A 21,091-nucleotide genomic window follows, 5' to 3' on the forward strand; every position below is an offset into this window, starting at 1 on the left:
CATGAACAACTGCGCGGCCCGGGCGTTGTCACGGAGGATTTCACTGATCTCGTCCTCGACGATCTTCGACGATTCCTGCAGCCAGATGCGCACGTTGCTGTCGAAGATCTGCGACAGCGTGGTGGCCGCCAGTTCGGCCGCGATCATGGTCGGAATCACGCTCACCAGCCAGAACGCCAGCACCAGTTTGCGTTGCAGGCTCCAGCCGGAAAGGGCAAAAGGTCGGGGCGTGGTGCGGCGGTCATTGATCATCGGATTTCGCTTATTGCAGCGGCCATGGCCGGATCGGAGCGATCCGGGCGAACGAATATTTTCACCAGACGCAACAGTTGATCGAACAGCGGGTTGCGATGGCGGAAGAACACTGTGTTGCCAACAAACGAGCAACCCAGGCGCAGCTTACTGGCATAGCCGGCCTGCCCGCACGCGTAGATCGCCAGATTGTGTTCAATACAGTAGTCGACATTGAACAGCCAGCTGCGGGTGTAAAGGTTGTATTCGCGGGTACGGGCCAGATCGTGGGCAAAAAACTTGTCGACCATCCGCCGCCCGTCGAGCAGCACCAGGTTGAATGCCACCAGTTCATTGTCGAGCCAATAGAGCACGCACGCCGCGCGCTCGTCGAGGTGCGCGAGCACTTCGCGAAAGTACGCGGCGGGCAGGCATTCGAAGGCCAGGTCACTGCGGGCGAGGGTGGCTTCGTAGAGCTCCATCATGCGCGGCAGCACGTCGTGCACCGAACGTCGCCACTCCGTGCGCGGGCCGTGGTTGCGCAAGGTCCGGCGCAGGTCTTTGCGCGTGGATTTGCCGAGGCTGCCGAGGTACGCATCCACCGAGGCGAAGGTGATGGGCAGCTCGGCGCCGGGCAGGCCGGGCATGCTTTGCAAACCGGACTGGGCGCAGACCTGCAGCCATTGTCGGTCGCGATGCGAGGCGTCCTTGACCGCGAACAGGCCGATCCCGAGCTGATCGGCATCCTCTGTTGCCAGCGCCAGCAATTGCGCGAGCAACGCCGGGCGCCGCGCCTGATCAACCTGCGACGCGGTACCGACATGGCATTGCTCGGCCACCGGCGAGCCGAGGGCGTACAGACGGATGTCGAACAGCCCGGGCAGGCACCGGCGCAGCCATTGGCTGACGCGTTTGCCCGTGCCCTGCAGCGTGGTGTCCAGCGAATAGGCGGTGGTGAACGCCACGGCGGCTGCGATCACTCGGCCGTCTTCATGCAGCGTCAGGTAACGCCAATGAAAACCGTCAATCCCTGCACGTTCTACCGCGCGGTAGTAATCCCAGTCTTCCAGCTCATCGGCAAAGCAGTCATTCCAGGCGCAGCGGTCGATCGCTTCGATCGTTGAAAAGGCTTGAGCGGTGATCACGTCGGTTCCTTGTGTCGGCGAGTCGGCTGCAACTGCTCAAGCCAGTTGCCGGGTTTCCAGTGACGGCGTATCGGCCATGGCGACCGGTTGCGTGACGCCGCGCTCGATGAAATCGGCGCTCAACTCCACGACCCGGCGGTACTGCAAATCCACGGTGATCATGTGATAGCAGTCGTCGAGCAGCACCTTGGTCACCGGCCCGCCGAGTGTGCGTTCGACGTAATCGGCGTTCCAGCGGCTGGTGATGTCGTCCTCGATGGAGTGCAGCACCAGCGCCGGCGTGGTGATCGACGGCATGCGTTTTTTCACCACGGCATTGAGCCGGTGCAGTTCCCGTACCGTGACGCCTTCCATGGTCAGCAGACCGGCCTGAGTGCTCTGGCCTTCTTTCATCTGGCGTTCGACGATGGCGCGCAGGCGCTCGTTCTTGATCCCGTAGGGCGGCTTTTCTTCGAAACTGCACAGGTGCACACCGAACGGGATTTTCATCAGCAACGGGGTGAGAAACGCCAGTTTGTTGATGCTCCAGCCGTCGTAGCGCAGGGTGGTCGAATACAGCAGCAAGCCTTCGATCTGCCCGGGGTGTTCGGCGGCCAGGTACATCGACAACACCGCGCCCATGGACAAGCCTCCGACATACACCTTGCGGTGTTTGCGGCGTACGCCGACGAAGGTGTTGCGCGCGCTTTCGTACCAGTCGCGCCAGCCGGTGGCCTGCAGGTCGGCATTGCCGCCGCAGTGCCCGGCCAGGGTCGGCACATAGACCGTGTGCCCGGCTTTCGCCAGGCCCACGGCCACCCGACGCAACTCCGTCGGGGTGCCGGTGAGGCCGTGGATCAACAGCACCGCGACCTCCCCGTTGCCGAGAACGAAACCGGCGTTGCCTTCGCCCATGTCGATCTCTGCGTCGATCATCGTTTCATCGCCCGATGCAGCAGGCGGTCGAGCAGGGCCAGGCCCAGATCGATTTCCGGATAGCTGATTTCCAGCGACGGCGCGAGGGTGATGACGTTCTTGTAGTAACCGCCCACATCGAGAATCAGGCCCAGGCGACGGCCGTCGATTTCGATGTCGCCCTTCATGCCTTCTTCGACCATGAAGTCGAGGGTGGCCTTGTCCGGGGTGAAGCCGTCCGCGGTGCAGATCTCGCAGCGCAGCGCCAGACCGAGGCCGTCGACATCACCAATGATCGGGTAGCGTTTTTGCAGATCCTGCAGGCCTTCGAGGAAGTATTTGCCCTTGGCCATGACCATCGCGCCGTAGTCGACTTCGCTGGTCATCTTGAACATTTCCAGACCCACTGCCGTGCCCAGCGGGTTGGAGGCGAAGGTCGAGTGGGTCGAGCCTGGCGGGAAGACTTTCGGGTTGATCAGTTCTTCACGAGCCCAGATGCCGCCCAGCGGGTTGAGGCCGTTGGTCAGCGCCTTGCCGAAGACGATCACGTCGGGTTTGACGTCGAAGTGTTCGATCGACCACAGCTTGCCGGTGCGGTAGAAGCCCATCTGGATTTCGTCAACGACCATCAGGATGCCGTGCTGATCCAGAACGTGCTTGAGTTCGCTGTAGAAGTTCATCGGCGGGATCACGTAGCCGCCGGTGCCCTGGATCGGTTCGACGTAGAACGCGGCGTATTCGCTCTGGCCGACTTTCGGGTCCCAGACACCGTTGTATTCGGTCTCGAACAACCGCGCGAATTGCTGCACGCAGTGGCTGCCGTACTCTTCCTTGGTCATGCCTTTCGGGCCACGGAAGTGATACGGGAACGGGATGAACTGCGCACGTTCACCGAAGTGACCGTAGCGGCGGCGATAGCGATAGCTGGAGGTGATCGACGAAGCACCGAGGGTGCGCCCGTGGTAGCCGCCCTCGAAGGCGAACATCAGGCTCTTGCCGTTGGTGGCGTTGCGCACGACTTTCAACGAGTCTTCGATCGACTGCGAGCCGCCGACGTTGAAATGCACCCGGCCGTCGAGGCCGAATTTTTTCTTGGCGTCGACCGCGATCATTTCCGACAGCTCGATCTTGCCCTTGTGCAGGTATTGGCTGGCGATCTGCGGCAGGGTGTCGATCTGCTGTTTCAGCGCGTTGTTCAGGCGCGGGTTGGCGTAACCGAAGTTGACCGCCGAGTACCACATCTGCAAATCGAGGTAGGCCTGGTCTTCGGTGTCCCAGACGTAGGAGCCTTCGCAGCGACTGAAGATGCGCGGCGGTTCGATGTAGTGAACGGTGTCACCGTAGGAGCAGTATTTGGCTTCTTTTTCCAGAAGGACCTGGTCTTCGGCGGTCGCGATGCGGATATCAGACATGGTGCAGGGTTTCCTGTGCTTCAGAAGTGGATTCGGTGCTGAAAGTGACGGCGTTGGCGGCCGCGGCCAGCGGCAGGCGGGCCAACAGTTGTGGCAGTTCGGCGAAGCTCTCGAAGCGCGCGTAGGCGATGCCGTTGCGCTCGCAATGCTCGGCCAGGCGATCCTTAGCGAAGACGAAATCGGCGGTGGACGCCACGCACATGTCGGACTGGCCGTCACCGATCACCAGCACGCGTTTGCTGGTGGGGGTGGATTTGCATTTGCAGTTGCCGGCGGCGGCGCGGCAGGCGTCGCTGGCGTAAGGGAAATCGATGCGCCACTTGTCGTGATCGATCTGGCGCAGGCGGTTGGCGAGGATCGGCAGCAGCGTCACGTAGTTGCGCGCAAGGATCCGCGCGATGCCTTGCTCGATGCCATCGCTGACCACTTCCAGCGAAGCGCCGAGGCCGATCACGTGGTCGACGAAATCGGGGAAGTCGGGATCGATCTCGATGCTGTCGAAGAACTCGAGCAGTTGCGCAGGCGTGGCCTGGATCAGCGCCAGCTGACGGCTGAGGCATTCACGGGAACCGATCTTGCCCTCCAGCCATTCGTTTTCGATGGCTTCCCAACTCGGGTCGGCGAAGCGTTCAAGGATGCTGTCGATCACGTCGGTATGGGTGATCGTCCCGTCGAAATCACACACGATATGCCAGTCAATCATCTGCGGTACCTGTTGGGTCGAGGCCGTTGTCAGGGTGCGCGGTCTGCGCCTGGCAAGGGTGGGAGCAGGGACTGTGCCAAATGGCCCAGGCCCCGTAATGGCGGGGGCGATACGGGATTTTTGCGAAGTGCAGCTACAATTTTTGTAGCTTGCTACAAACAACATGAGTGCTTGCGCCAAGGACGGTATCCGGGGATTGATGCGCGCAAGTTCAGAAAAGGAATCACCTCATGCAGAGGAAAACACTGGCGTTATTGAGCGCCCTGGTCTGCTTTTCCGGGGCCGCCGTGGCGGATGGCATCACGGGCGAAGCGGGTCTGGGCCTGGGGTATCAACCGCATGATCCGAGCGGCAGCCGTTACGAAACCCGGCCGATCCCGTATCTGGATCTGGACTGGGGCGATGTCAGCCTCGGCACCGACGACGGCCTGACCTGGAGCGCCTTGAAAAGCAACGGCTTCAGCGCCGGGCCGTATCTCAATTACCTCGCGGGGCGTACCGCCAATGGCGAATTGCGCGGCCTGCGGGATGTGCCGGACATGGCCGAAGCCGGCGGTTTCGTGCAGTACGCACCGGCCGATTTCTGGCGCGTGTTCGCCTTCGTTGGCCAAGCCGTCGGCGGTGGCAGCGGGCAGGGCGGTGTGTTTGGCAAAGTGGGGGGTGAAATCGGCTATCCACTGGGCGGCGGGGTGATTGGCAGCAGCAACCTGACCGCGCATTTCGCCGATGCTCAAGGCACACAGACCTTCTTCGGCGTCAGTGATCGCGAGGCGCAGGCTTCGGGATTGCGCGCCTACAACGCCGGTGGCGGTTTGCAGAACGTGGCGCTGACCCAGAGCTTCGAGTTTCCACTGGCGCCGCACTGGTCTCTGGTCACCAGCGCGAGCTGGATTCACCTGACGCGCTCGGCGGCAGACAGCAGCATCGTCAAGGCGGTGGGCGATACCAATCAGGGCGAAGTGCAGGCGGCCATCGCCTACAAGTTCGACTGATTTCAGCCACGGGCGAATTGGTCTGCGGTTTGCAGACAGCCATGTCGAATCCATTCCTTCAGGATGTTCTTCATGGCTCGCCCCGCTTATCGTTTGTTGGCCCATTCGTTATGGGATTTGATCCCCATCGCTTTGGGCCTGGCCCATTTTGCTTTTGTCCTGTGGCTGGTTTCGGCTTTCCACGACCTGTCCTGGTGGGCCTTCGTGCCGCTGGCGCTAGGCTATGCGATCAGCCTGTCGTGGAGCATCAACAGCATTTCCCACAACCAGATTCACAACGCCTACTTCACCCCGGCGTGGCTGAACCGGGCGTTCGATCTGTTGCTGTCGGTGACCATCGGTTTTTCGCAAACCCTCTATCGCGATATCCATAACCGCCATCACCGCGGCAACTCGGACCGGCCGGGGCCGGACGGCAAGACCATTGATCCGCTGTCGATTTATCAACGCGGCAAGGACGGTCAGCCGGAGAATCTCTGGGCTTATACCTTCCTGAGTTTTTTCCGCGACGATCCCAAACCGATCTACACCGAGATGCGCCGCAAACGGCCGCAGGACGCGCGTTGGGTTCAGGTGGAAATCTATGTGACGGTGGCGTTTTATCTGCTGCTGGCGGTGTTCGACTGGCAGGCGGTGCTGGTGCTGCTGCCGTTCTGGTATCTGGGGCAGGCGTTGTCGTCGCTCAACGGTTACTACGAACATTTTGGCGGCAACCCGGACTTGCCGATGGCCTGGGGCGTGAGTGCCTACAGCCCGCTGTACAACCTGCTGTGGATGAACAACGGCTATCACGCCGAACACCACTACCGGCCGAAAATGCACTGGACGCAGGTCAAGGCCTATCACCGGCAGATCGCCCGGCAACAGCAGGAGGCGGGGGTGAAGGATATTCCGCTGGCGCACGGATTGGGGTTTCTGCTGAAACACCAAAAGCCTGACGCCTGACCGATTTGTGTAGGAGCTGCCGCAGGCTGCGATCTTTTGTCTTTAAAGATCAAGAGATCGCAGCCTGCGGCAGCTCCTACCGGGTGATTTTCAGTGTTCTTCGCCTTCGGCAAGCAAGGCAATCCCGCCCATGATCACCGCCACGCCAACCCAGTGCAGCAGGCTGATCTGCTCGCCCAGCCCCAGCCACGACCCCAGCAGCACGCCGACAAACACCAGCGAACTCAGCGGAAACGCCAGTGACAGGCTGCTGCGGCGCAGGATCAGCATCCAGACAAAAAACGCGCCGATGTAGCAGGCAATCGCGACCCACACGCCGGGCGTCATGACGATGCCTTGCAGCCATTGCAGGGTGAAGTCCATCTGCCCCAGTTGATCGCCACCGACCTTGCTCGCGATCTGTCCGCCACTTTCCAGAATGATCAACAGCGCCCATAGCACGATGGTGCCCAGGCGCCCGTGTAGCCAATGCATTGCGTCGTTCCTTTGCAGTTCCAGGCGAACTTCAGACATGGCCGGCACACACGAGCATCACGCCCGCCGTAATCACCAGCGTGCCCAGCCAGCGCCGCCGGCTGACGGTTTCACCGAGCACCAGTTTGCCCGCCAGCACCACGCCGCAATAAGCCAGCGCCGCCGCCGGAAACAGCAGGCTCAGCGGTGCCCGCGACAGGGCGCCGAGCCAGACGAAAAACTCGATGGCGTAAGCGCCGATCCCGGCCCACAGCAGTGGCGCGTTGAACACCTGCCCCCAGAACACCTGAAGGCGAAAACCACCTTCCAGTTCCGGCAGTCGATCCAGGCCCAGTTTGAAACAGAGCTGGCCGATCACATCCAGAACAATCGACAGGGCCACCAGCACAATCACGGTAAACGTCATGGAAACAGCTCCTCGAACAGCTCGATCAAGGCTTGATTGGTCGTCGAATTGCGCAGGATATCGGCGTCGCTCCAGCGCTCGGCCGGCGGCTGGTCGGTCTTCGCCTCCCAGCGTTTGAGCAGGTTGCTGAAGGCCGGGCGGGCGTATTCGCCGCAGATGTCGATGCCGATGATCCGCTTGCTCGCCGCCAGCGCGCGCAGGGCCTGGAGCATATGGCTCAGGCGCATGCCGCCCTGATCCCAATTGGTGGCGGCGTCTTCGCTGGCGAGCACGTCCTTGTCGATGGTGATCCACACCGCATCGGTGGGCAGGCCGGTGATCAGGTGGTCGAGGAACAGGCTCCAGTCCACTTCGGACAAATTGCGCCAGTGCAGCATGTTTTCCTGCTGCTCATGGCCGGCGCCGTCGCCTACCCGTCCCCAGACTCTGGAGGGCGCATGCTGCCACGGAAACAACTGTAGAACCCCGCGTCTGAGGGCTGCGAGGTTGCCGCCCTTGAGCTGTGGATTCTGCAGGTCATCGCTGCACGGGCCCAGGGTGACGATGCGGCGGATGTTCGGCAGTTTCAGCGCCTGATTGACCCAGGAACCACAATGCCGACGCGGCGCGAAACGCACCCAGTCGGGGTGATTGTCGAAGTGGATCAGGCTGACCGGCTCGGGCAGGTCGCTGAGAAACGCCGGGGTCAGGTGGTGATAATCACCGGAGCCGACGAAGAAGATTTCCGGCGTTGGGCCGGTATGCCGTGGCCGTTGCTGCAAGCGTTCGGCGAAACGCCGCCAGGTGCGTTCGCTGGACCAGAGCCTGAGTTTCGGGCCGAGGTCGAGCAGGTCCAGGCGGCGGGCGCGGCCACTGTCGAGCAGTCGCGCAATGGGCGCCTGGGCAGTCAGGCTGTGGTCGAGATCTAAAATGTTCAAGGTCGCTATTCACCCTTGGCAGACCCTGCCAGACACCGGCCTCATCGATCATGAGCGCCAGCCGGGCAGGGCTTTGGGGGTAAATGCAAGGGGCGGGCCAGCGTCCGGCTCAGGCGTGCAGGCGCACCCACACCGTGACCAGCACGGTCGCGGCGATCAACCACGCCACAACCGCCACCGCGAGTGACGCCTCCAGCCGCATGCGGTCGACCATCACGTACAGCGTCGCCAGGTAGATGAAGTACGGAATGATCGACCACATGCCGAACACGATGGTCGCCTTCAGATCGTCGATCGAGCGGCTCTTGCCGACGATGTAATGGGCGATCAGGGCAAAGGTCGGAAACAGCGGCACCAGCCCGGCGATGTAATAGTTTCGGGTCTTCGACAGTGCGGCGAGGATCACCACCACTGCCGCGCCGAGTGCTGCTTTGAGAATCAGATCCATCAGTGGCTCAACCCGTATTTTTTCACTTTGTCGAACAGCGTGGTCTTGGCCATGCCCAGTTCCAGGCTGGCCTGGGTCAGGTTGCCGCCGCTGCGCTGCAAGGCATCGCTGAGCAGGTTGCGCTCGAACGCTTCCACCGCTTCGGCAAACGCCAGGCCCTGGCCGCCACTGCTGGCGCCGGACTTCTTGAACGCCGGCAGGCCGAGGGCGAAGCGTTCGGCGACGTTGCGCAGTTCACGCACGTTGCCCGGCCAGTCGTGGCTCATCAGGTTCGACAGGGTCTGGTTGTCCAGTTCCGGCAGCACCCGGTCAAAACGCAGCGCCGACTGCTGGGTGAAGTGTTCGAACAGTTGCAGGATGTCTTCGCGCCGCTCGCGCAGTGGCGGCAGTTCCAGCGTCACCACGTTGAGGCGGTAGTACAAGTCGCTGCGGAATTCGCCGGCCTTGCTCGCGTCGTCGAGGTCGGACTTGGTCGCTGCAATCACCCGGCAGTCCACCGCCACACTCTGGTTCGAACCGAGGCGTTCGAGGGTGCGCTCCTGCAACACGCGCAGCAGTTTGATCTGCAGCGGCAGCGGCATGCTTTCCACTTCGTCGAGGAACAGCGTGCCGCCGTCGGCGTGTTCGATCTTGCCGATGCGCCGCTTGCCGGCGCCGGTGAAGGCGTTGGCCTCGTGGCCGAAGATCTCGCTTTCGAAGAGGTTTTCCGGCAGGCCGCCGCAGTTCAGCGCGACGAACTGCTTGGTGTGCCGGCGGCTGAAGTCGTGCAGGCAGCGCGCGACCAGTTCCTTGCCGGTGCCGGTCTCACCTTCGATCAGCACGTTGGCCGAGGTGTCGGCGACGTTGGCGATCAGCTCGCGCAGGTTCTGCATGGCGGGTGAGCGACCGATGATCCGCCCTTCGAGTGAATCGCGTTCGGCCAGTTGTCGGCGCAGCGAGGAGACTTCCCGGGCGAGGCTGCGTTGCTCCAGCGCACGCCGGGCGACGTCCACCAGACGCTCCGGCGAGAAGGGTTTCTCCATGAAGTCGTAGGCGCCTTTCTGCATCGCGCCGACCGCCATGGAAATGTCGCCGTGGCCGGTGATCAGCACCACCGGCAGGCTGCGGTCGCGTTGCTTGAGGCGGGTCAGCAGTTCCAGGCCATCGATGCCCGGCAGGCGGATGTCGCTGATGACGATCCCGGCAAAGTTGTCGCCGACCTGCTCCAGCGCTTCTTCGGCACTGCCGACGCCGATGCAGGGAATGTCTTCCAGGGTCAGCGCCTGCTGGCAGCCGAGCAGCACATGGGGGTCGTCTTCGACGATCAGCACACTAAGGTCGTGGTTCATATTGGCTCGGCAGGAGTAGGGCTTACCAACGGTAAACTGAGGACGAAGGTGGTGCCACCGTTGGCCGGGTGTTCGACACCCAGGTGCCCGCCGGTGGCGGCAGCGAGACTGGCGGAGAGGGTCAGGCCGAGGCCCAGGCCCTGCTCGCCGGGTTTGGTGGTGAAGAACGGCTCGAACAGATGCTTGCGCGCCTCGGCATCGACACCGTGACCGTTGTCACGCACCCGCAGGCGATATTTGCCGTTGAATTCTTCGCCCTCCAGCCACAGTTCCGGCTGTGGCTGCGCCTGCATGGCGTCGAGGGCGTTGCCGATCAGGTTGACCAGAATCTGTTCGAGGCGGGTCTGGTCGATCTGTACCTGCACGTCGCTGAACTGGCGGTGCAGTTGCAGCGCCATGCTGTCCACCCGCGCGCCGAGCAATTGCAGCGCCGCCTCCACCGCTTTGCCTAGACTGGCCTGACCCTTGTCGTCACCGCGGCGGGCGAACGAGCGCAGGCTGGCGGTGATCCGGCCCATGCGGTCGATCAGGTCGTTGATGGTCTTGAGGTTGGTGCTGGCGACGTCGAGCTGACCGCGTTCAAGGAAACGAATGGTGTTGCCCGACAGCGTGCGCATCGCCGCCAGCGGCTGGTTCAGCTCGTGGGCGATGCTCGTCGACATCTGGCCGATGGCCGCGAGTTTGCCGGCCTGCACCAGTTCGTCCTGGGCGCGACGCAGGGTTTCTTCGGCCTGCCGCCGTTCGCGGATCTGGCTCTTGAGGCGTTCGTTGCTGGCGCGCAGGTCGGTGGTGCGTTCGGTAATCCGACGCTCCAGTTGATTGTTGGCTTCCTGCAAGGCTTCGCGGGCGGCGAGGCGGGTGGCGATGACCTTGCGCCGCTCGTTCCAGGCGATCAGTAGGAACGCCACCAGGGCGAAGGCCACCGACACCAGAATCCCTTGGTTGATCGCCTCGCGGCGCAAGTCCTGCAACGGCGTGAGCAGGGTGAAATTCCACGGTGTGTCGCTCAGCGGCCGGGTTTGCGCCAGGTAGCTGATGCTGTCGTCGTCGGCGCTCAGTTCGCTGTTGGCCGGGAAGGTCAGTTTCTCCACGCCCTCGGCCAGGGTCTCGCGGGCCAGTGGTTGCAGTTCGTTGAGCGGGAACCAGTAATACTGCAGGCTGCGGGCGAGTTTTTCCTTGGTTTCGTCGCTCAGCGGTACCACTGATTTCAGGCGTCGCGCCGGGTCGCTGGAGAGGATGATGATGCCGTTCTCGTCGCTGACGAAGGCCTCCAGGCGCGCCCGTTGCCAGCGTTCTTCCAGCGCTTCGAGACGCACCTTGACCACGGCGACGCCGATGATCTTGCCGTGCTCTTCCAGGCCATGGGCCAGGTAGTAGCCGGGTTCGCCGCTGGTGCTGCCGATTCCGTAGAAACGCCCGGGTTCGCCGCGCACGGCTTTCTGGAAATAGGCGCGAAAGGACAGGTCTTCTCCCAGATAACTGTCGACGTCGCGCCAGTTGCTGGTGGCCATCACGCGGCCGGTGGTGTCCATCACGTAGATGGCCCGACTGCGGCTGCGCCGGTTCAGGCCTTCAAGGTACGCATTGACCGTTTGCCGGTGTTCCGCGGTCGGGTCGGCCAGCAGTTGCGGGACACTGGTTTCCAGTTCCAGCAGGCTGGGCAGGTAGGTGTATTTGCTGATCTCGCTTTCGACCGTGCGCGCATGCAGTTCCAGCTGGCGCTGGCCGCTTTCGCTGAGGCTGCGGATGCCGAAGTGTTCACTGGTCCAGAAGCCGGCGTAACCCAGTCCGATCATCAGCACGATGATCAGCGGCGGCAGGAACAGATGGCGAATCAGACGGGGCTTCACGGCAAGTGATGGCGGCGCTGCGCGATAGAGATTGGGGTCGCATTTCATCACAGTTGCCTTGGGTCAACCAGCGCTGCCGCGGACGGCGCACTGGTTTGGTCGAGCCTGGAACCTGTGGCGAGGGAGCTTGCTCCCGCTCGACTGCGAAGCAGTCGTCAATCCATTCAATGCGGTGTTTCAGATAGATTGCATTGGCAGGTTTTGGGGCCGCTGCGCGACCCAGCGGGAGCAAGCTCCCTCGCCACAAGGGCAAATCGGTATTGCTTTTAGTGCTGCAGGATTTTCTCGAGGAAATGCTGCGCGCGTTCGGAGCGGGCCTTGATGTCGCCGAAGAACTCCTCTTTCGGGCAGTCTTCGATGATCTTGCCGGCGTCCATGAAGATCACGCGGTCGGCCACTTTGCGGGCAAAGCCCATTTCGTGGGTCACGCACATCATGGTCATGCCTTCGTGGGCCAGTTGCACCATCACGTCGAGCACTTCGTTGACCATTTCCGGGTCGAGCGCCGAAGTCGGTTCGTCGAACAGCATGACGATCGGGTCCATCGCCAGCGCACGGGCAATCGCCACACGCTGTTGCTGACCGCCGGACAGTTGCCCCGGGTGCTTGTGCGCATGCGCCGACAAGCCGACGCGCTCGAGCAGTTGCAGACCTTTCTTGGTCGCCTCTTCCTTGCTGCGGCCGAGCACCTTGATCTGCGCGATGGTCAGGTTTTCGGTGATGGTCAGGTGCGGGAACAGTTCGAAATGCTGGAACACCATGCCGACGCGCGAGCGCAGTTTCGGCAGGTTGGTCTTGGAGTCGGCAATCGAGGTGCCGTCGACGACGATGTCGCCTTTCTGGAACGGCTCCAGCGCGTTGACGCACTTGATCAGGGTCGACTTGCCGGAACCCGACGGGCCGCAGACCACGATCACTTCGCCTTTCTCGACCTCGGTGCTGCAATCAGTCAGCACCTGGAAGTCCCCATACCACTTGTTGATGTTTTTGATAGAGATCATACGGCGAACCTTTTTTGCAGACGCTTGACCAGCAGCGAGGCGGAAAAGCTGATGATGAAGTAGACGACACCGGCGAAGATCAGGAACTCGTTGGAACGACCGATGATGTCGCCGCTGGAGCGGGCGGAGTTGAGGAAATCCACCAGGCCCACGGTGTAGACCAGCGAGGTGTCCTGGAACAGGATGATCGACTGTTGCAGCAGCAACGGAGTCATCTTGCGGAACGCCTGGGGCAGGATGATCAGACGCATGGTCTGGCCATAGGTCATGCCCATCGCCTGCGCGGCGGCCATCTGGCCTTTGGGGATCGACTGCACGCCGGCCCGGACGATTTCACAGAAGTACGCGGCTTCGAACATCATGAAGGCCACGACGCAGGAGGTGAACGCGCCGATCGGGGTGTCTTCGCCGGTGATCCAGCGCAGCACGAACGGTACCGCCAGGTAGAACCAGGTGATCACCAGCAGCAGCGGGATCGAGCGGAAGTAGTTCACATAGGCGCCGGCCACGCGTGACAGCAGTTTGCTGGACGACAGGCGCATCAGCGCGAGGAGGGTCCCCAGCACGATGCCGCCGACCACGCCCATGACCATCAACTGCAGGGTCATGACCATGCCGTTCCACAGGCCCGGGATCGCGGGGATGATGCCGCTGAAATCGAAGTCCATTATTTACCCCCCACGGAGATCAGGCCGGGCACTGCGACTTTCTTCTCGACCAGGCGCATCAGCAGCATCAGGCTCATGTTCAGGGTGAAGTAGATCAGCGTGGCCAGGGTGAAGGCTTCAAACAGGTTGGCCGAAAATTCGGCGGTCTGTTTGGTTTGCGCCAGCAGTTCCATCAGGCCGATCAGGGACGCCACGGAGGAGTTCTTGAAGACGTTGAGGAATTCCGAGGTCAGCGGCGGAATGATGATGCGGTAGGCCTGGGGCAGCAGCACGTTCCAGTAGATCTGCGGCAGCTTGAAACCCATGGCGCGAGCGGCAGATTCCTGGCCGCGTGGCAGCGCCTGGATGCCGGTACGCACTTGTTCACAGACGCGAGCGGCAGTGAACAGGCCCAGGCACACGACGACGCTCAGGTAGGCCGAGGTGGTCGGGTTCAGATCCTGTTTGTACCAGTCCTGCAGGTTTTGCGGCAGCAGATCGGGTACCAGGAAGTACCAGATGAACAGCTGAACCAGCAGCGGCACGTTGCGAAACAGTTCCACGTAGCAGGTCGCGATGCCCGATACGAGGCGGCTCGGCACGGTGCGCATGACCCCCAGAATGGAGCCCAGCAGCAAGGCGATGATCCATGCCACGACGGCGATGGCAATGGTCCAGCCCAGACCGGAAATGAACCAGTCGAGATAAGTCTCGCTGCCCACGCCGGTGGACTTGAAGAACACGCCCCAGTCCCAGTTGTAATTCATTAGGGTCTCCCCTCGAAATCGATCGATGTACAAGCACCCGCTTGGGGAAGATCCTTTCCCGTCCGACGTTGAACGCCGGGCACACGCGATCGGCTCGGAAACCGCCAGGTCGAGTGTTCCACAGTAAAGCCAGCAGGTAGTAACAGACGCCTGAGGGAGGGTGGCTCCCTCAGGCGATAAGGTTAGTCAGGAATCAGATTTTTACGTCAGGCGCCGGCTTGTCGCTCGGGTTGGCGATCAGCTCTTTGACCTTGTCGCTCATCGGGAAGTTGAGGTTCAGGCCTTTCGGTGGGATCGGGCTCTCGAACCACTTGCTGTAGATCTTGTTGATCTCGCCGGACTTGTACAGGCCAACGATGGCGTCATCGACAGCTTTCTTGAAGGCCGGGTCGTCTTTGCGAACCATGCACGCATAGGCTTCGAAGGACTGCGGCGTACCGGTGATGACCCAGTCGTCCGGCTTCTTGGCCTTGGCTTCTTCGCCAGCCAGCAGGGCGTCGTCCATCATGAAGGCAACGGCGCGGCCGCTTTCCAGCATCTGGAAGGACTCACCGTGGTCCTTGGCGGAGATAATGTTCATGCCCATCTGCTTGTCGGCGTTCATCGCTTTGATGATGCGCTCGGACGTGGTGCCCGCGGTGGTCACGACGTTTTTGCCTTTGAGGTCGGCAAAGTCCTTGTAGGACGGGTTGCCATCCTTGTCTTTCTTGACCAGCAGACGGGTGCCGATTTCGAAGATGTTGACGGTGAAGTCGACTTGCTGGGCGCGTTCGGCGTTGTTGGTGGTGGAGCCGCACTCGATATCCGCGGTGCCGTTCTGGATCAGCGGGATACGGGTTTGCGAGGTCACCAGGTTGTACTTGACCTTCAGGTCTGGCTTGTTCAGGTCTTTTTTCAGGGCTTCAACGATGGCCACTTGAATGTCGTGGGAGTAGCCCACGGGTTTGCCGGAAGCATCCGCGATGTAGGAAAACGGGATGGAGCTGTCGCGGTGAGCGAGCGTGATGGTGCCGGAATCGTTGATTTTCTTCAGGGTGCCGGTGAGTTCGGCGGCGAAAACTGGTGTGCTGATCAGAGCGGCAGCAATGGCTGCGCCCAGGATATGGGGAACGATGCGCATCAAATTTTCCTCGAATTGTTTTTTTTATGGAGCCAGTTCGTCGGCCCTTTTGTGCTTCGAATGCCTGACGGCTCCTGAAGTGTTGGCACGGCAGGCATTCGTCGAGAGAGTGTAGAGCATGAGTCGTGCCAGACCAGTTGTAGAAGTTTAACTGTTTGATTTTTAAGGGTATTAAAGTTTTGTGTCGATGTTTTTGGCTGAAACTGATCCGGTTATCCGAATTGACCGGGAGGTCGCGTTCGGAAAACCGAACGTAGTTCAGTGAGAACCGATGCCCTGTAGGAGTGAGCCTGCTCGCGATCACGGTCGAACGGTCAAACGGAGGGTGCCTGATGCACTGCTATCGCGAGCAGGCTCACTCCTACAGGGAGCATGTACGCCCCATAAAAAAAGCCCCTGAATCGTGAGATTCAGGGGCTTCGTTTTAAGCGATGTTCAAATCAGGCCGCTTCAATCTTGCGATTCTGCTCGACCTTGCCCAGGTAAGCCGCCAGCTTCTCCTGCTCGACCGGGGTGGTGAACAGGCCCAGTTTGCTGCGACGCCAGAGGATGTCGTGGGCAGTGGTGGCCCATTCTTCGCTGCACAGGTAATCGACTTCACGGGTGTAGAGCCCGCCGCCGATGTGCTCGCCCATGTCTGCCAGGGTTTCCACGCCTTCGAGCATGCGCCAGGTGCGGCTGCCGTAGGTGGTGGCCCAGCGGCGGGCGATTTCGCTCGGCACGAAGTCGAACTTGTCGCGGATCTGCGCGCTCAAGGCCTGCGGGGTGGTCATGTCTTCGCCGCCGGGCAGGGTGGCGGTTGCCGTCCAGCTCGGGCGCATCTGGGTGAAGAATGGCAGCAGTTGCGCCATCGCCGATTCAGCCAGTTTGCGGTAAGTGGTCAGTTTGCCGCCGAACACCGACAGCAGCGGTGCCTCTTCGCCGCCACCGGACAACGCCAGGGTGTAATCGCGGGTCACGGCCGAAGGGTTGTCGGATTCGTCATTGCACAGCGGACGCACGCCCGAGTAGCTGTGCTGGATGTCGTCGCGGCTGATCTGCTTGTTGAAGTGGGCATTGACCACTTTGAGCAGGTAATCGGTTTCGCCGTCGGTGATCGCCACTTTGGCCGGGTCGCCGGTGTATTCGCGGTCAGTGGTGCCGATCAGGGTGAAGTGATTCAGGTACGGAATAGTGAAAACGATGCGCTGATCTTCGTTTTGCAGGATGTGCGCGTGTTCACCTTCGTACAGTTTCGGCACGATGATGTGGCTGCCCTGGATCAGGCGGATGCCGTACGGCGATTCCATCTTCAGGTCGTCACGGATGAACTTGGCGACCCACGGGCCGGCCGCGTTCACCAGCGCTTTGGCGGTGATCGAAAACAGGCTGCCGTCGGCACGTTCCAGGTTCAGGTGCCACAGGCCCTTGGCGCGGCGAGCACTGACGCAACGGGTCTGGGTGTGTACATGGGCGCCTTGTTCCCGGGCGGCCATGGCGTTCAGGACCACGAGACGGGCGTCATCGACCCAGCAATCGGAGTATTCGAAGCCTTTGGTGATTTCGCTTTTCAGCGCGCTGTCGGCACCGAACTTCAGGCTTTTCGAGCCCGGCAGTTTTTCGCGCTTGCCGAGGTTGTCATACAGGAACAGCCCGGCGCGGATCATCCACGCCGGACGCAGGTGCGGACGGTGTGGCAGCACGAAGCGCATCGGCTTGACGATGTGCGGCGCCTTGGCCAGCAGCACTTCGCGCTCGGCCAGCGCTTCACGCACCAGACGGAATTCGTAATGTTCAAGGTAGCGCAGGCCACCGTGGATCAGCTTGCTGCTGGCCGACGAGGTATGGCTGGCCAGGTCATCCTTTTCGCAAAGGAACACCGAGAGACCGCGACCGGCGGCATCCGCTGCGATCCCCACGCCATTGATCCCGCCGCCAATTACGGCAACGTCGTAGATCTCGGAGATAGGGGGCGTACGCAAGGTAGATGTGGACATCGGCTGGCCTCGGGCTCTTTTGATTTTCTGTCTTGGAAATCGAACATTAATGTTCATTTGCGAAAATGGTAGCCCATAAAGACGCGCACAGCCAGTCAACTTCGATTGAAAAAACTCATCGAAGGGAAGTTAAAAGAAAATTTCCGAACATGTTTAGGCGGGGGGATGCTTTTTGTGGCGAGGGAGCTTGCTCCCGCTCGGCGGCGCAGCCGTCGTGAATCCGGTGCGCAAGGCGTGGCTGGATGAATTAGGTTGGATGGTTTTGGGGCCGCTTCGCAGCCCAGCGGGAGCAAGCTCCCTCGCCACAGGGGAGCTGCGCCAAGTAGGGTTTAAACGACTTCCAGGCGAATCTTGTGCTGACTCAACAACTGCGCCAACGCCGGCACCGGCTGCTGGTCGGTGACCAGGCAATCGATCAGGCTGATCGGGCCGAGGCGGATCATCGCATTGCGCCCGAATTTGCTTGAGTCGGCTGCCAGGATCACCTGCCGTGCATTGGCGATGATCGCCTGGGAGACGCGCACTTCCTGATAGTCGAAGTCGAGCAGGCTGCCGTCTTCGTCGATACCGCTGATGCCCACCAGTGCAAAATCCACCTTGAACTGATTGATGAAGTCCACGCTCGCCTGACCCACCACGCCGCCGTCACGGCGCACATTGCCGCCGGTCAGCAGCACATCGAAATCATCCTTGGCGCTGAGCATCGAGGCGACGTGCAGGTTGTTGGTGATGATCTTCAGGTGATTGTGGTTGAGCAGGGCGCGGGCGATGGATTCGGTGGTGGTGCCGATGTTGATGAACAGCGAGGCATGATCGGGGATCTGCGCGGCGATGGCTTCACCGATGCGTTGTTTTTCGTCGCGCATCTGGTCGGCGCGCATCGCATAGGCAGTGTTTTCGACGCTGGAATCGTAGGCCGCGCCGCCATGGTAGCGACGCAACAGATTGGCCTCCGCGAGCTGATTGATGTCGCGGCGGATGGTTTGCGGGGTAACAACGAACAGCGTGGCCATTTCCTCGATGCTCACATAGCCGCGTTCGCGGACCAGCTCGAGGATTTGCTGCTGACGGGGAGGCAGATTCATGGGGCTTCCTTTGGGCTGCCGTGCAAAATTTGCCCATGATGCCGCAGGAATCTCCTCCCTACCAGTTAGATGCCTATCTGGATCTGAAGGTTGGCTTATTCAGCGTCTTCACGTGCCCAGTCACGGGTACGGCTGACGGCTTTTTTCCAGCCTTTGTACAGCTTCTCTTTCTCCACTTCATCCAGGCTCGGTTCGAACTCACGCTCGATCACAGCCTTGCCGCGCAGTTCGTCCAGGCTGCCCCAGAAACCGCACGCCAGACCGGCCAGGTATGCTGCACCGAGTGCCGTGGTTTCGCGCATTTGCGGGCGCTCGACCTGCGTACCGAGGATGTCGGCCTGGAATTGCATCAGGAAGTTGTTCGCCACCGCGCCGCCGTCCACACGCAGGGCCTTGAGGCGTTCGCCGGAGTCCTGTTGCATGGCGTCGAGAACGTCGCGGGTCTGGTAGGCGATCGATTCCAGGGCGGCACGGATGATGTGATCCACGCGCACGCCGCGGGTCAGGCCGAACAGCGCGCCACGGGCATAAGGGTCCCAGTACGGAGCGCCCAGGCCGGTGAACGCCGGCACCAGGTACACGCCGTTGCTGTCCTTCACTTTATTGGCGAAGTATTCGGTGTCGTGGGCGTCGTTGATGATCTTCAGTTCATCGCGCAGCCACTGCACGGTCGAACCGCCGTTGAACACCGCGCCTTCCAGGGCGTAAGCCACTTCGCCACGCGGGCCGCAAGCGATGGTGGTGAGCATGCCGTGCTGGGATTTCACCGCTTTGTCGCCGGTGTTCATCAGCAGGAAGCAACCGGTGCCGTAGGTGTTTTTCGCCTGGCCCGGCTCGACGCACATCTGGCCGAACAGTGCCGCTTGCTGGTCACCGGCGATACCGCCGATGGCGATGCCGCTCTTGGTGCGGCCGTAGATTTCCGAAGAAGCCTTCACTTCCGGGAGCATCTCGCGCGGGATGTCGAGAATTTCCAGCATCTTCGAGTCCCACTCCAGCGAGTGGATGTTGAAGAGCATGGTGCGCGAGGCGTTGGTGTAGTCGGTGACGTGCACCTTGCCGCCGGTGAATTTCCAGATCAGCCAGCTATCGACGGTGCCGAACAACAGTTCGCCGTTGCGCGCACGTTCGCGGCTGCCTTCGACGTTGTCGAGGATCCACTTCAGCTTGGTGCCGGAGAAGTACGGATCGGTGACCAGGCCGGTGTTGTCGCGGATGTAGTCTTCGTGGCCATCGCGCTTGAGCTGCTGGCAGATCTCGGTGCTGCGGCGGCACTGCCAGACGATGGCGTTGTACACCGGACGACCGGTGGTCTTGTCCCAGACCACGGTGGTTTCACGCTGGTTGGTGATGCCGATGGCCGCCACCTGGTCGTGATGCAGACCGGCCTGGGCCAGTGCTTCAACCATCACTGCGCTCTGGGTGGCGAAGATTTCCATCGGGTCGTGTTCGACCCAGCCGGCTTGCGGGTAGTGCTGAGCGAATTCGCGCTGGGCGGTGCAGACCACGTTCGCGTCGCGGTCGAAAATGATCGCGCGGGAGCTGGTCGTACCCTGATCGAGGGCAATGATGTAGTTCTTATTCTGAATGTCGGTCATGTCGATTGCCTTGGACGAAATAAGGGAGAGTGGGCCGGGGCGCGGGCTCTATATGGGCAGGAACCCGCGCCGACTGTTTCAAGAAGTTCTTGGTTTGCCGTCAATGGCCGGTTCTGCATCCTTTGTAGCAGGTGTGGCGCCGGTCAGGTGACGGGCGATGAGCCCGCGATACCCGGCAGCGCCGAGGCAGGCACCGACAATCGGTGCAAAAATCGGAATCAGGAAGTACGGAATATCGCGACCGCCAGTGAACGAAATTTCACCCCAGCCAGCGAAGAAAGTCATCAGTTTCGGACCGAAGTCACGGGCCGGGTTCATCGCGAAACCGGTCAGCGGGCCCATCGAGCTGCCGATCACCGCGATCAGCAAACCGATCAGCAGCGGCGCCAGCGGGCCTTTCGGCAGGCCGTTGTTGTCGTCGGTCAGGGACATGATCACGCCCATCAGAATCGCGGTGATGATCACCTCGACCAGGAACGCCTGGGCGGTGGACAGCACCGGGTTCGGGAAGGTCGAGAACACCGACGCCAGTTCAAGGCTTGCCGCCGTGCCACGCACCATGTGGTGGGTTTGTTCGTAATCGAAGAACAGATTGCTGTACAGCGTGTAAACCAACAGCGCGCCGCAGAATGCACCGGCGATCTGCGACAGAATGTAGAACGGCAGTTTGCGCTTTTCGAAGTCAGCGAAAATGCTCAGGGCGATACTCACGGCGGGATTCAAGTGCGCGCCGGAGACGCCGGCGGTCAGGTAGATCGCCATGCTCACGCCGACGCCCCAGATGATGCTGATTTCCCACAGGCCAAAGCTGGCGCCCGCGACCTTGAGCGCGGCGACACAACCGGTGCCGAAAAAGATCAGCAGTGCAGTACCCAGAAACTCGGCCATGCATTGGCTCGATAGCGATGGTTGCTGTAAAGCAGTTGTCATTGAAAACCTCGATTTTTGTTGTTGTCTGGCGCGTTTGCCGACAGGGCAAGGCGCGATTTTCACCGAGGCAGGATCCCCATCCTGTTCCCGGTTTACTGCTGGGTGCTGCGGTGACCATAATTCTTACATTATTCAGATTCGAAAAAATATAGACAAGAAACAAACCTGTCAAAGGTCGAAAGTGAACCATCGGTCACAATTCAACTATCAGCTTGCTGAATG

The 21,091-nt window shown here is 61.1% G+C and carries 20 protein-coding genes and 1 pseudogene; 2 read left to right on the plus strand and 19 right to left on the minus strand.

Features of this window, described 5'->3' with window-relative positions; translation table 11 throughout:
- The 5 genes and pseudogenes from J5M57_RS19840 to J5M57_RS19860 form a co-directional block, all read right to left on the minus strand.
- A pseudogene (locus tag J5M57_RS19840) lies at positions 1-252 on the minus strand (two-component sensor histidine kinase); the annotation flags it as partial.
- Complete coding sequence (locus tag J5M57_RS19845; RefSeq protein ID WP_207847935.1) at positions 249-1,376, minus strand: GNAT family N-acetyltransferase; 1,128 nt, start codon at positions 1,374-1,376, stop codon at positions 249-251. The pseudogene J5M57_RS19840 and the gene J5M57_RS19845, both read right to left, overlap by 4 nt.
- A 36-nt stretch (positions 1,377-1,412) precedes the next feature.
- Positions 1,413-2,291, minus strand: a complete 879-nt coding sequence (locus J5M57_RS19850) for an alpha/beta fold hydrolase (RefSeq protein WP_207847936.1) — start codon at positions 2,289-2,291, stop codon at positions 1,413-1,415.
- Positions 2,288-3,682 (minus strand): aminotransferase class III-fold pyridoxal phosphate-dependent enzyme, encoded by a 1,395-nt coding sequence (locus J5M57_RS19855; protein WP_064589017.1) that lies wholly within the window; start codon positions 3,680-3,682, stop codon positions 2,288-2,290. Before J5M57_RS19855 ends, J5M57_RS19850 begins: the two co-directional genes overlap by 4 nt.
- On the minus strand, positions 3,675-4,385 hold the full coding sequence (locus J5M57_RS19860; protein ID WP_207847937.1) for an HAD-IB family phosphatase: 711 nt from the start codon (positions 4,383-4,385) through the stop codon (positions 3,675-3,677). Before J5M57_RS19860 ends, J5M57_RS19855 begins: the two co-directional genes overlap by 8 nt.
- A 230-nt stretch (positions 4,386-4,615) precedes the next feature.
- Here J5M57_RS19860 and J5M57_RS19865 point away from each other — a divergent pair, with 230 nt between their 5' ends.
- Both J5M57_RS19865 and J5M57_RS19870 read left to right on the plus strand, forming a co-directional pair.
- A complete protein-coding gene (locus tag J5M57_RS19865; protein WP_207847938.1) occupies positions 4,616-5,377 on the plus strand; it encodes a MipA/OmpV family protein in 762 nt (253 codons plus the stop codon).
- Positions 5,378-5,449: 72 nt separating this feature from the next.
- On the plus strand, positions 5,450-6,322 hold the full coding sequence (locus tag J5M57_RS19870) for a fatty acid desaturase (protein ID WP_207847939.1): 873 nt from the start codon (positions 5,450-5,452) through the stop codon (positions 6,320-6,322).
- Positions 6,323-6,412: 90 nt separating this feature from the next.
- On the opposite strand, the gene J5M57_RS19875 is transcribed toward J5M57_RS19870, so the two are convergent.
- The 14 genes from J5M57_RS19875 to J5M57_RS19940 all read right to left on the minus strand — a co-directional run bounded on the left by J5M57_RS19875 (position 6,413) and on the right by J5M57_RS19940 (position 20,869).
- Positions 6,413-6,796 (minus strand): transporter, encoded by a 384-nt coding sequence (locus J5M57_RS19875; RefSeq protein WP_207847940.1) that lies wholly within the window; start codon positions 6,794-6,796, stop codon positions 6,413-6,415.
- A 31-nt stretch (positions 6,797-6,827) separates the two neighbouring features.
- Positions 6,828-7,202, minus strand: coding sequence for a hypothetical protein (locus tag J5M57_RS19880; RefSeq protein ID WP_003227768.1), 375 nt, complete (start codon positions 7,200-7,202; stop codon positions 6,828-6,830).
- Positions 7,199-8,119, minus strand: a complete 921-nt coding sequence (locus J5M57_RS19885; protein ID WP_207847941.1) for an arginase — start codon at positions 8,117-8,119, stop codon at positions 7,199-7,201. Before J5M57_RS19885 ends, J5M57_RS19880 begins: the two co-directional genes overlap by 4 nt.
- A gap of 109 nt (positions 8,120-8,228) precedes the next feature.
- Positions 8,229-8,558 (minus strand): GlpM family protein, encoded by a 330-nt coding sequence (locus J5M57_RS19890; RefSeq protein WP_169842439.1) that lies wholly within the window; start codon positions 8,556-8,558, stop codon positions 8,229-8,231.
- 8 nt (positions 8,559-8,566) lie between these two features.
- The gene (locus tag J5M57_RS19895; protein ID WP_064589009.1) at positions 8,567-9,895 is read right to left on the minus strand and encodes a sigma-54 dependent transcriptional regulator; all 1,329 of its coding nucleotides are present in this window, start codon (positions 9,893-9,895) and stop codon (positions 8,567-8,569) included.
- The gene (locus J5M57_RS19900) at positions 9,892-11,793 is read right to left on the minus strand and encodes an ATP-binding protein (protein ID WP_207847942.1); all 1,902 of its coding nucleotides are present in this window, start codon (positions 11,791-11,793) and stop codon (positions 9,892-9,894) included. Before J5M57_RS19900 ends, J5M57_RS19895 begins: the two co-directional genes overlap by 4 nt.
- A gap of 218 nt (positions 11,794-12,011) precedes the next feature.
- Positions 12,012-12,746, minus strand: coding sequence for an amino acid ABC transporter ATP-binding protein (locus J5M57_RS19905; RefSeq protein WP_207847943.1), 735 nt, complete (start codon positions 12,744-12,746; stop codon positions 12,012-12,014).
- Positions 12,743-13,414: an ABC transporter permease subunit gene (locus tag J5M57_RS19910; protein WP_169842335.1), complete on the minus strand. Its 672-nt coding sequence runs from the start codon at positions 13,412-13,414 to the stop codon at positions 12,743-12,745. Before J5M57_RS19910 ends, J5M57_RS19905 begins: the two co-directional genes overlap by 4 nt.
- Positions 13,414-14,160 carry an amino acid ABC transporter permease gene (locus J5M57_RS19915; protein WP_064589006.1) on the minus strand — a complete coding sequence of 249 codons (747 nt, stop codon included), beginning with the start codon at positions 14,158-14,160 and terminating at the stop codon, positions 13,414-13,416. The genes J5M57_RS19910 and J5M57_RS19915 overlap by 1 nt, the downstream gene beginning before the upstream one ends.
- Positions 14,161-14,353: 193 nt before the next feature.
- Positions 14,354-15,280, minus strand: coding sequence for a glutamate/aspartate ABC transporter substrate-binding protein (locus J5M57_RS19920; protein ID WP_207847944.1), 927 nt, complete (start codon positions 15,278-15,280; stop codon positions 14,354-14,356).
- A gap of 440 nt (positions 15,281-15,720) precedes the next feature.
- Positions 15,721-17,256: a glycerol-3-phosphate dehydrogenase gene (gene glpD, locus J5M57_RS19925; RefSeq protein WP_207847945.1), complete on the minus strand. Its 1,536-nt coding sequence runs from the start codon at positions 17,254-17,256 to the stop codon at positions 15,721-15,723.
- Positions 17,257-17,585: 329 nt separating this feature from the next.
- Positions 17,586-18,341: a DeoR/GlpR family transcriptional regulator gene (locus tag J5M57_RS19930; protein ID WP_007916700.1), complete on the minus strand. Its 756-nt coding sequence runs from the start codon at positions 18,339-18,341 to the stop codon at positions 17,586-17,588.
- Between the two features lie 95 nt (positions 18,342-18,436).
- Positions 18,437-19,939: a glycerol kinase GlpK gene (gene glpK / locus J5M57_RS19935; RefSeq protein ID WP_016986644.1), complete on the minus strand. Its 1,503-nt coding sequence runs from the start codon at positions 19,937-19,939 to the stop codon at positions 18,437-18,439.
- A gap of 78 nt (positions 19,940-20,017) precedes the next feature.
- Positions 20,018-20,869, minus strand: coding sequence for an MIP/aquaporin family protein (locus tag J5M57_RS19940; RefSeq protein WP_169842333.1), 852 nt, complete (start codon positions 20,867-20,869; stop codon positions 20,018-20,020).
- Positions 20,870-21,091: the final 222 nt, after the last annotated feature.

Source organism: Pseudomonas sp. 86_A, from assembly GCF_017491705.1.
GTDB classification, from domain to species: domain Bacteria; phylum Pseudomonadota; class Gammaproteobacteria; order Pseudomonadales; family Pseudomonadaceae; genus Aquipseudomonas; species Aquipseudomonas koreensis.

Coding starts and splice junctions, on each gene's coding strand:
- J5M57_RS19865 (WP_207847938.1), top strand. CDS start 4,616: ATGCAGAGGAAAACACTGGCGTTATTGAGCGCCCTGGTCTGCTTTTCC.
- J5M57_RS19930 (WP_007916700.1), bottom strand. CDS start 18,341: ATGAATCTGCCTCCCCGTCAGCAGCAAATCCTCGAGCTGGTCCGCGAA.
- J5M57_RS19860 (WP_207847937.1), bottom strand. CDS start 4,385: ATGATTGACTGGCATATCGTGTGTGATTTCGACGGGACGATCACCCAT.
- J5M57_RS19940 (WP_169842333.1), bottom strand. CDS start 20,869: ATGACAACTGCTTTACAGCAACCATCGCTATCGAGCCAATGCATGGCC.
- J5M57_RS19875 (WP_207847940.1), bottom strand. CDS start 6,796: ATGCATTGGCTACACGGGCGCCTGGGCACCATCGTGCTATGGGCGCTG.
- glpD (WP_207847945.1), bottom strand. CDS start 17,256: ATGTCCACATCTACCTTGCGTACGCCCCCTATCTCCGAGATCTACGAC.
- J5M57_RS19870 (WP_207847939.1), top strand. CDS start 5,450: ATGGCTCGCCCCGCTTATCGTTTGTTGGCCCATTCGTTATGGGATTTG.
- J5M57_RS19850 (WP_207847936.1), bottom strand. CDS start 2,291: ATGATCGACGCAGAGATCGACATGGGCGAAGGCAACGCCGGTTTCGTT.
- J5M57_RS19900 (WP_207847942.1), bottom strand. CDS start 11,793: ATGAAATGCGACCCCAATCTCTATCGCGCAGCGCCGCCATCACTTGCC.
- J5M57_RS19855 (WP_064589017.1), bottom strand. CDS start 3,682: ATGTCTGATATCCGCATCGCGACCGCCGAAGACCAGGTCCTTCTGGAA.
- glpK (WP_016986644.1), bottom strand. CDS start 19,939: ATGACCGACATTCAGAATAAGAACTACATCATTGCCCTCGATCAGGGT.
- J5M57_RS19880 (WP_003227768.1), bottom strand. CDS start 7,202: ATGACGTTTACCGTGATTGTGCTGGTGGCCCTGTCGATTGTTCTGGAT.
- J5M57_RS19915 (WP_064589006.1), bottom strand. CDS start 14,160: ATGAATTACAACTGGGACTGGGGCGTGTTCTTCAAGTCCACCGGCGTG.
- J5M57_RS19920 (WP_207847944.1), bottom strand. CDS start 15,280: ATGCGCATCGTTCCCCATATCCTGGGCGCAGCCATTGCTGCCGCTCTG.
- J5M57_RS19905 (WP_207847943.1), bottom strand. CDS start 12,746: ATGATCTCTATCAAAAACATCAACAAGTGGTATGGGGACTTCCAGGTG.
- J5M57_RS19895 (WP_064589009.1), bottom strand. CDS start 9,895: ATGAACCACGACCTTAGTGTGCTGATCGTCGAAGACGACCCCCATGTG.
- J5M57_RS19910 (WP_169842335.1), bottom strand. CDS start 13,414: ATGGACTTCGATTTCAGCGGCATCATCCCCGCGATCCCGGGCCTGTGG.